Source organism: Nakamurella sp. UYEF19 (assembly GCF_040546275.1).
Classification (GTDB): domain Bacteria; phylum Actinomycetota; class Actinomycetes; order Mycobacteriales; family Nakamurellaceae; genus Nakamurella.
On record NZ_JBEPNO010000059.1, the window covers coordinates 1 to 2746 of the forward strand.

Annotated in this window: 2 protein-coding genes; one reads left to right on the forward strand and one right to left on the reverse strand. The window is 59.8% G+C overall.

The features are described 5' to 3' along the window. Window positions 1-26: 26 nt before the first annotated feature. Window positions 27-683, reverse strand: coding sequence for a hypothetical protein (locus tag ABIB25_RS29060; protein WP_354531993.1), 657 nt, complete (start codon window positions 681-683; stop codon window positions 27-29). Between the two features lie 499 nt (window positions 684-1182). On the opposite strand from ABIB25_RS29060, the gene ABIB25_RS29065 reads away from it, so the two are divergent. After that, the gene (locus tag ABIB25_RS29065; RefSeq protein ID WP_354531994.1) at window positions 1183-2676 is read left to right on the forward strand and encodes an ATP-dependent nuclease; all 1494 of its coding nucleotides are present in this window, start codon (window positions 1183-1185) and stop codon (window positions 2674-2676) included. The last annotated feature ends 70 nt before the right edge of the window (window positions 2677-2746 follow it).

A 2746-nucleotide genomic window follows, 5' to 3' on the forward strand; every position in this document is an offset into this window, starting at 1 on the left:
TCCACCACGGCAAACTCGTCGAACGATCAGATCGCGACACCGATGTTCAGGAGGTCGCCTAAATGATCTTGATCCACAGGTATTGACAATATCTCGGTGCCCCCGAATACGAGTACGGGGAGAGGTGTGCCGGCCATGCGTTCCCAGAGGGTGCGTGCGTCGGGAGAGAGGTTCTGGTCAGCCTCGACAGTCTTCTGGCCGATCACGCCGGCGCGGTGAATGAGGTCATGTCGGAGTTCGTTCAGCAGTGTGAAAACCTGCCAAGACGGTTGATCGAGCGTCGGGGTGTTGGGCTGCGGGAGATTCTCCCAGTGCTTCTTGACGACCCAGACGGGGGACCCGAATCGCTTGTCCCGTGGGGGGAGAGCCCCGCTGGCTATGAGCATGTCCTCGAAGGTGTCGAACAGAGACTCGTGGATGGAGATGATGTAGGGGATGGCCATGGCGCTGAGGTGGGCTTCGGCGTCTGAAAGCAACTCCTGGGCCCTGTCGGTCTTGAGCGAGAACCGGGGAATGTGTTTGACCAGGGGAAATATCTCACTGATGGTGCGGTCGGAACCGGCGGTCAGTTGCAACGTGTGACTCGCGAGTTGTGATCCTGCGAGCAGAGCCATGACCGCGCTGTTGACCGTTTGACGCTGTTCTAGGTACTGACGGTAGGAAGCGAATTTCACTTCGGGCATGCTCGGCTCTCTTCATCTAGGTCGTTGACCCCCAGCTGGGGTTCCGCTGCCGGTGGTACGGGCATCATGCCGGGTATGTGGTTCGCCAGTGATGACAGTCAGCTCAGCCGTGGGGTGGCCTTCGATAGTGAGGACCGGGCGGCGGGTGTCGTCAGGGACTTTGCTGGGTGGTCAGCGTTCCCAGATTCCGACGATCGGGCAGCGGGTTCCGCTGGCCGCGAACTCGGCCAATCTGGTGAAGCCCGCGTGGTCCTAGTCGGCCCATGGTCAAGCCCGGATGCGCCGTGATGTGAGGTTTACGGCGGGTCGTGGTGCTGGAATGCCCTCGAAAGGCAGTGGATTGGACTTCTATAGAGATCCCCGGTGCGCTACTTCACCCACTACACGCGCAACTGCCGCCTGCGGGTAAATCCGACACTGGGCGAAGCCCGGCGTGTTTCAGATCAATCAACGTTCACCGACACGCCACCAAAAACCTACCCGGTGTAGGTTCATCCGCATGTCCGGCGACGCATCCACCGTCCACGACACGGAGGCACCAGTCGCGCCTGGGACTGGCCTGGTGCGAGTCGAATCAGCTCGAATCGCAAACCTTCGAGGACTGACCGACTGCACGGTCGCTCTCGAACCGGGCTTAACACTGTTGATCGGCCGGAACAGCTCGGGTAAGTCACGCATACTGCGGGCTTTGGCGCTCTCATTCGGCACGACGGCCAGTGCCGACGACTTCACTGTCGGTTCCGAAGCCGAGCCGACGGTGGACGTTGTACTAGCACCGGCATCCAAGGGCGCTCAGGAGTTCGACAGCCGCGTCTCATCGATCTTTGGTCAGCATGTACAGCTGACGTCTGCAGACGGAGCCGAACGCATCGCTTGGCGCACAACCGTCCGCCGATCCGCTGAAGGCTGGGGTGGGCGGATCGACACCCGATTTCTGCGCTGGGACGTTCCGACCACCTCTTGGCGCCTGCCCGAACATGCCGCCGCTCCCGACCGCATACAGCGGAACATCGTGGTCGCCGATCTCGTTGAAACAGGAAGGGACTTGGCCGCTGAGCTCTCCCGTCCTGGCTCGGCAGTGAGGCGGGTGCTGTCAGATCTCGACGTCCCTCAGCAGCAGCGCCAACCGCTGGAGGACGCACTGAAGGACCTCGGCAGTCGCATTGTCGATCAGAGCAACACCTTGGACGCTGTGCGGACTCGCCTCCAACAGCTGCAGCAGACGGTCGGCAGTATTGGTAGTCCAGACGTACACGCACTTCCCGGACGGTTGGAAGAGTTGGTCCGACTTGTAGAGATCGGTCTTGATACTGGCAATGGTGGCCTACCTATGCGTCTGCACGGTTCGGGTGCACGTAGTCTTAGCTCTCTCCAGATCCAGAGCGTGCTGTACGATCGCCGTATAGGTAAGGACGGCGGGGCTGTTCCAACCCATGCGCTGACGCTCTTAGAGGAGCCCGAGTCTCATCTGCACCCGCAGGCCTGTCTCGAGCTTGGAGCGCTGCTCTTGTCGATTCCCGGCCAAATGGTCGCTAGTACGCACTCCCCTCATCTAGTCAGCACCGTCGCAACGAGCTCCTTACGCCTGGTTCGTCAAGTTAACGGGAGAACCGTCGTGCGAGACCTCAATCCCGTCCAAGCCGCCGCGGGGACCCCTACCGCATTGAGGCTGGATGTATCGGTTGTCGAGTGGGAGAAAATCAAACGTCTCGTTGAGCGACCTTTTGGCGAGATCCTTTTTGCTCACGGAATTGTCATCGGCGATGGGGCAAGCGAGCGGGCGTTCATTCCGTATTTGCTGAGTCATGCCTTCGGTGCCGGTTCAGCGGGCATATGCGTCGTAGACCCTAATGGTATGACGAACGCAAAACCACCAATCAAGTATGCGGAAGCTGCTGACATCCCGTGTATAGTATTCCTCGATGGAGACTCGCAAGGACGCAAGGACGAAAAGAGTCTGCCAGACTACGCTAGTGTCGCGTGTTGCAAGTGACTTTACTGTGGATGTTTGAGAAAATGGGGTATGTCCAGAGCTGCCCCGCTGATACTGCGTCCCGGCGACG